The following is a 6,411-nucleotide window of genomic DNA, read 5'->3' as shown; positions in this document are numbered from 1 at the left end:
GGGCAATGTGGGCGGCCAGGCTTAGCGCGGTGTCGTCGAAGCGGGCGCCGTCGTCGAAATGAATCCAGCCTTCAAGCGTCACGGGCAGGCCGTGCGGGTCGAGCTCGCCGAAGCGCAGCTCGCTGACGTCGACCGCGTGATGGCGGCCGTCGACGTAGATCGAGCCGTCGATATAGCCGGGCTCCGGGTTGAGCGGGAACAGCAGGCGCCGGCCTGCCAGTCCTTCCAGGCTTTGCGAGGGCAGGCTCACGCCATCGAGACGGATCGCGGTACGCACCGGCGCGCCGCCGAGCACGAAGGGCGCCAGTTCGATCTGCAGGTCGGCGCCGTGCGCGTGGATGGCCGAGGGCAGGAGATGCGCGACCAGCGGCTGGAGCAATGCGACGGGAAAGGCAGGCATGGGCGACTTCCTCGCAAGGGATCGGGGCAGGCGCAAGCGCCAGGGCGGGGCGCCGCCGCTCAGTCCCGGTTGTACACCTCGCCGTCTGCCAGCGCCAGCGCGCCCGCTGCGGCGAGGGATTCCAGCACCCGGTCCAGGACCTGCGCCATGTCCTGCCCGGCCATGAAGCGCGCGTGAATGCGCTGCATCAGGGGCGCCTGCGCCATCCACGCCAGCAGCGTGTCGCGCGGCATGCGCTGCTGCTCCAGCAGCTTGAACTTCACCAGCACCTTGACCGCGTGCGCGGCGTTGCGCCCGGCATCGCCGCTCAGGTAGGCCAGGCGCCCGCCGGCAACGTCGAGCGCGGCGGCGACGTTCGTGAACGGCCGCCCGTGGCCGGGAATCACCACGCGCACATCCAGCCCGGCGATGCGCTCCAGCACGGCCGCCTGCTCGGCGAAACCGCTCTCGCCGTCGAGTTCCGGGAAGATCACGCCGAAGCCGCTCTCCCACAGCGCATCGCCCGAAATCAGGATGCCTTCCTGCGGCGCGAACAACATCACCGCATGGGGATCGTGGCCGGGCGCCGCCACCACCTGCCAGTCCATCCCGCCCAGGCGCAACACATCGCCGTCCTGCACCACGCCGTCGAAGCCGAAGCGGTCGCACTGCTGGCCGGTGGCGCTGTAGCTGAGGGCGTCCACATCCCACGCGCGCACCGCCCCGGCCTCCGCGGCGGGGATCAGCGTGCGCGGTTGCCAGCGGACCTGCAGCGCGGCATTGCCGCCGCAATGGTCGGAGTGCAGATGCGTGTTCACGAGGCGCCGCAGCGGCCGCCCCCGCAGGCCGGCCTCGACCAGCGCCAGCGTCTGCGGCGCATGCGTGACATAGCCCGAATCGACCAGCGCGGTGTCGTCGCCGTCCACAAAGAGGATGTTGTTGGCCGACAGCCAGCCGCGCTCGAAGACGCGCATGGTGGATGGCAGGGTGGGAGGCGCGAAGGTGGCTGGCATCGGGCTATCGGTTAGTCAGGGCTAATATCAGCGGCCGGCGGCCGGGGTGGGCGCATCGGCGCGCCCCGTTCCCACCGGCAAGTCGGCGGCGGCACGGAACGCGCCGGAGGCAAAGAAGGGGTCATGGTTCAGCCGTGCAGCCAGCATGTCGAGCGCATCGAGGCCCCAGAACAACTGGCCCTGGGCGTCGCCCTGCAGCACGGCGGTGGGCACGCCGAACACGCCGCGCGCCACGGCTTCGTCCCCGTGTTCGCGCAGGCGCGCCTTGACCGCGTCCCGCGCCAGCGCAGCGGCGGGTACGCCAAGCAGGGCGCACAGCGCGTCGAATTCCGCCTGCTGCTGCGGCACATGGCCTTGCTGCCAGACAAAGCGGAAGACCGGCGCCAGGGTGGCGTGCGTTAGCCGGCCCTCGAGTTCCAGCGCTACCGCCAGGCGCAACAAGGGCAACGGATTGAAAGGATGCACCGCAGGCATGGCGAGCCGGATGCCGTCGCGGTGCGCGATCCATGCCACATGTTCGAAGGTGAAGCGGCGCTTGGGCGCGATCTCGGCCGGGCCGACATTGCCCCAATGGCGCAGCAGCCCGGYAAACAGCAGCGGCACGTAGCGTACCGTGGCATGGGCCGGCAAGGCCCGGGGCAGCCGCTCGAACGCGAGGTAGGCGAACGGCGAGATCGGGTCGAAATACCAGTCGATGGCGTTTGTCATGGCCGGATCACTCCGTGGTGTTGGGGTGGACACGCATGGCAGCCGCCGGCGCAGTCAAGGCGCCGCCCGTGCGGCGAGTTGCGCGGCGCGCGGCGGCAACAGCAGCCAGATCCTGCGCCGCTCGGCCTCGTCGCTGCCGGACCATGCGGCAATCTCGCCGATGGTGCGCAGRCAGCCTTCGCAGTAGCCGCTGGCGGCATCCATGCGGCATACATTGCGGCAAGGCGACGGTACGGGCTGCGCGCGCTGCGCGGCTTGCGCGCCGCGCGTGAGTTCGGCGGCCAGGCGGGTGGCTTGCGACATCGGATCAGTCCCTGCCAGCCATGGGCGCCTGTGCGGCGGCGGTCGCGGCGCGGGCGATGCCGGGTGCGAGTGGCGGCTTCATGCGGAATCGCGCTGCGCCACATCGGCCACTTCGGCCCCGGTCATGCGCTGCAGCTCTTGCGGCGTGAGGTTGAACACCGCGTGCGGATGGCCGGCGGCGGCCCACAGGCTGTCGTAGCGGAACAGGTCGCTGTCGAGCAGCATCACCGGCGCCACCGCGTGGCCGATCGGGCAGACGCCGCCGATGGCGTAGCCGGTCTTCTCGCGCACGAACCTGGCGTCGGCCTTGCCGAGCTGGCCCACCACGGCGGCCACCTTGGCTTCGTCGACGCGGTTGCTGCCGCTGGCGATCACCAGCACCGGCGCGTCGTCCGCCACGCGGCGAAAGATGATGGATTTGGCGATCTCGGCCACCGAGCAGCCGAGCCCGGCCGCGGCCTCGGCCGAGGTCTTGCCGGTGGCGGGCAGCATGACCACCGGCTTGTCGTGGCCGAGGCCGGCCAGCAGGCCGGCGACGCGCTGCGCGGCTTCGGGCAACGCTGCCGTGTCCCCGGCGTTGTCAGGAGTGCGAATGTTCATGTCGGTAGGGTGCGAATGGCAATGCCTTACACGCAGGCGGGCGCGGCGTCGGCACCGGCGCCCCACTTCGTCAGCAGCGCGCGTCCGACGCGCGAGCTGTTGGCGCGGCCGATCGACTGCGAGATGAAGTCGCCCGCCCGCACCACCTGCTCCAGGTCCACGCCGGTGTGGATGCCCATGCCGTGCAGCATGTACAGCACGTCTTCCGTGGCGACATTGCCGGTGGCGCCCTTGGCATAAGGGCAGCCGCCGAGACCGGCCACCGACGCGTGGAAGATCGAGATGCCGACCTGCAGGCTGGCCAGGATATTGGATAGCGCCTGGCCATAGGTATCGTGGAAATGGCCGGAGAGGCGGTCGATGGGGAATTCGGCGGCCACCGCGTGCATCACCTCCTGCACCCGGCCCGGCGTGCCCACGCCAATGGTGTCGGCGATGTCGATCTCGTCGCAGCCGAGATCGCGCATGCGGCGCACCACATCCACCACCGCGTGCACCGGCACTTCGCCCTGGTAGGGGCAGCCCAGCGCGCAGGAGACGCTGGCGCGCAGTCGCAAGCCTTTCTCCTTGGCGGCGGCGGCCACCGGCTCGAAGCGCGCGATGGATTCTGCGATCGAGCAATTGATGTTCTTTTGCGAGAAGGCCTCGCTGGCGGCGCCGAAGATCACGACCTCATCGGCGGACGCGGCCACCGCGCCTTCGAATCCCTTCATATTGGGCGTGAGCACCGAGTACAAGGTGCCGGGCCGGCGCTGGATGCGCGCCATCACATCGGCGCCGTCKGCCATCTGCGGCACCCATTTGGGCGAGACGAAGGAAGCGGCTTCGATATTGACGAAGCCGGCATCGCTCAGGCGGTTGATCAGCTCGACCTTGACCTCGGTCGGCACCATGGCTTTTTCGTTCTGCAGGCCGTCGCGCGGACCGACTTCGACGACTTTCACATAGTGGGGCAGGTTCACGATGTCTCCTCGTTTCGGATAGCCGCGCAGGCGCGGCGTATCCGGTGCATGGCACCGGGGCGCTCCGCCCCGGTGCCCGGTTCGTTCAATAGCCGCGTTGCAGGTCGACCACGCCGGCGATCGGCTGGCCCGCGCGCAGCGCGCGGATCTTGCCCGCGATCTGTTCAATGCTGTCTTCGCGCAAGGTCAGCGCCGCAATATGCGGCGTGATGGTGATGCGCGGCTCGGACCAGAAGGGATGGTCGGCAGGCAGCGGCTCGGTGCGGAACACGTCGAGCATGGCACCGGCAACCTGGCCGGATTGCACCGCGGCCAGCAGGTCTTCCTCGACCAGGTGCGGCCCGCGCGCCACGTTGACCAGGTAGGCGCCCTTGGCGAGCTTGCCCAGCAGTCCGGCATCCAGGATGTTCTCGGTTTCCGGCGTCAGCGGCAAGACATTGACCAGCACGCGCAGCCCGTCCAGGAAGCCGGCCTGGCCAGCCTCGCCGGCAAAGCCCTGCACGCCTTCGACTTCGCGCGCCGTGCGGCTCCAGCCACGCACCGGGAAACCGAATCCGGCCAGCGACTTGGCGATCTGCGCGCCCAGCGTGCCTACGCCCATCACGCCGATGGTGAAATCGGCGCGGCGGTGCGGCTTGAGAAAACGCCAGGTACCGGCCTGCTGGGCCAGCGCGTATTCGTCCAGGCGGCGGAAGTAGCGCAGTACCGCGTGCGTCACGTAGTCGATCATCTGGGCGGCCATGCCGGCATCGTCCAGGCGCACGATGGGCACGCCGGCCGGCAGTGCGTTCGCGTCGGTGTCGCGCAGGCTCAGGATGCCATCCACGCCGGCGCCGAGATTGAAGACCGCTTTCAGGTCGGTACGCCCGCGCAGCATCTCCAGCGGCGGCCGCCAGACCACGGCGTAGTCCACCTGCTCATTCTTGCTGTCTTCCCAGGTCAGGCATTGCGCCTCGGGCAGGGCTTCGGCAAAACTGTCGATCCAGGGCTGGTAACGGCCGTCCGGTACATACAACTGCAACTTCATCTCATCTMCACTCTGGTTTTGTTTCTATTTTCGCAGAGGATGGGCGTTGCCTGCGGTTTTCTTGCGGCAGGCGCGCCCTGGAGGCGGCGGCCCGGCCGTTTCCGGCCCGGAAGGACAGCAACCGCGCGCCTTAACCGGCGTCTGCCAGCGGGCCGGTCCAGACAGGTGCCACGTGACGCTGGCCGCTGAACACATGAAAGGTATCACCTTCCGCATGGCCCTGCCCGCAGTGCAGGGCACTTGCCGGGATCGACACGGATGTCGCCGGCGGCGCACCGCACCCCCGAAAGGCGCGGTGCCGGGATCCGCAGTGCGGAACGCCTGCGATGTCACCAACCGGGCGCAGGCAAAGCGGTCACGGGGCCGGCCGGCTTACCCGGCGTAGCCCTCGGTGCGGATATCCAGCCGGGACAGCAGGGCGCGATCGCGGTCGGCCTGGGGATTGGCGGTGGTCAGCAGCCGGTCGCCGTAGAAGATGGAATTGGCGCCGGCCATGAAACACAGCGCCTGCAGCGCATCGTCCATGGTCTCGCGGCCGGCGGACAGGCGCACCATGGCGCGCGGCATGGTGATGCGCGCCACCGAGATGGTGCGGACAAATTCGAACGGGTCGATCGGCGCCGTGTCGGCCAGCGGCGTGCCCTTGACAGCCACCAGGTTGTTGATAGGCACCGACTCGGGGTACGGGTCGAGGTTGGCGAGCTGCGCGATCAGCCCGGCGCGCGCCTCGCGCGATTCGCCCATGCCGACGATGCCGCCGCAGCATACGTTGATGCCAGCCTCGCGCACATGGCCGATGGTGTCCAGGCGGTCCTGGTAGGTGCGGGTGCCGATGATCTCGCCGTAGAACTCGGGCGAGGTATCGAGGTTGTGGTTGTAGTAGTCCAGCCCGGCGTCCTTCAGGCGCTGGGCCTGCTCGGCCTCCAGCATGCCGAGCGTGACGCAGGTCTCCAGGCCCATGGCCTTGACCTCCTTCACCATCTCGATCACCGGCTCCAGGTGACGGTCCTTGGGGCTGCGCCAGGCGGCGCCCATGCAGAAGCGGCCTGCGCCGCTGGCCTTGGCGGCGCGCGCGGCTTCCAGCACATCGTCCAGTGCCATCAGCTTGCCGGCCGTGACGCCGGCATCGTGGTGCGCGCTCTGCGGGCAGTAGCCGCAATCCTCTTCGCAGCCACCGGTCTTGATCGACAGCAGCGTGGAGAGTTGCACGGCATTGGCGTCGAAATGCTCGCGGTGCACCTGCTGGGCGCGGAACAGCAGGTCGTTGAACGGCAGCGCGTACAGCGCGGCAACTTCGGCCACGGTCCAGTCTCCGGGCCTGGCCGCGGGCGCGGTCTCGGTGAAGCGGCGGGCTGTCTGGCGCAGGGTGTCGGCGGAAATGGTGGCTACGGTGTCGGTTGCGAGGGAAGTGGTGGTCAT

Annotated in this window: 8 protein-coding genes; all 8 read right to left on the bottom strand. The window is 69.2% G+C overall.

The window, feature by feature from the left end:
* A partial coding sequence (locus AC1DKD_RS23950) for a hypothetical protein (RefSeq protein ID WP_477143786.1) occupies nucleotides 1-400 on the bottom strand: 400 nt, incomplete at its 3' end.
* 59 nt (nucleotides 401-459) lie between these two features.
* Nucleotides 460-1,392 (bottom strand): MBL fold metallo-hydrolase, encoded by a 933-nt coding sequence (locus AC1DKD_RS23945; RefSeq protein ID WP_441635919.1) that lies wholly within the window; start codon nucleotides 1,390-1,392, stop codon nucleotides 460-462.
* A 27-nt stretch (nucleotides 1,393-1,419) separates the two neighbouring features.
* Nucleotides 1,420-2,100 (bottom strand): DsbA family protein, encoded by a 681-nt coding sequence (locus AC1DKD_RS23940; protein ID WP_477143785.1) that lies wholly within the window; start codon nucleotides 2,098-2,100, stop codon nucleotides 1,420-1,422.
* A gap of 54 nt (nucleotides 2,101-2,154) precedes the next feature.
* Nucleotides 2,155-2,403, bottom strand: coding sequence for a DUF1289 domain-containing protein (locus AC1DKD_RS23935; protein ID WP_441635915.1), 249 nt, complete (start codon nucleotides 2,401-2,403; stop codon nucleotides 2,155-2,157).
* Nucleotides 2,404-2,481: 78 nt separating this feature from the next.
* Nucleotides 2,482-3,003, bottom strand: a complete 522-nt coding sequence (locus AC1DKD_RS23930) for a YbaK/EbsC family protein (protein WP_035874416.1) — start codon at nucleotides 3,001-3,003, stop codon at nucleotides 2,482-2,484.
* Between the two features lie 26 nt (nucleotides 3,004-3,029).
* Nucleotides 3,030-3,965: a hydroxymethylglutaryl-CoA lyase gene (locus AC1DKD_RS23925; protein WP_477103453.1), complete on the bottom strand. Its 936-nt coding sequence runs from the start codon at nucleotides 3,963-3,965 to the stop codon at nucleotides 3,030-3,032.
* An 85-nt stretch (nucleotides 3,966-4,050) separates the two neighbouring features.
* A complete protein-coding gene (locus tag AC1DKD_RS23920) occupies nucleotides 4,051-4,992 on the bottom strand; it encodes a 2-hydroxyacid dehydrogenase (protein WP_441635911.1) in 942 nt (313 codons plus the stop codon).
* Between the two features lie 372 nt (nucleotides 4,993-5,364).
* On the bottom strand, nucleotides 5,365-6,411 hold the full coding sequence (gene bioB / locus AC1DKD_RS23915) for a biotin synthase BioB (protein WP_441635909.1): 1,047 nt from the start codon (nucleotides 6,409-6,411) through the stop codon (nucleotides 5,365-5,367).

Source organism: Cupriavidus sp. 05T313, from assembly GCF_056396665.1.
The sequence above is the reverse complement of the archived record's forward strand: the minus strand, read 5'-3'. Positions and strand labels throughout refer to the sequence as shown.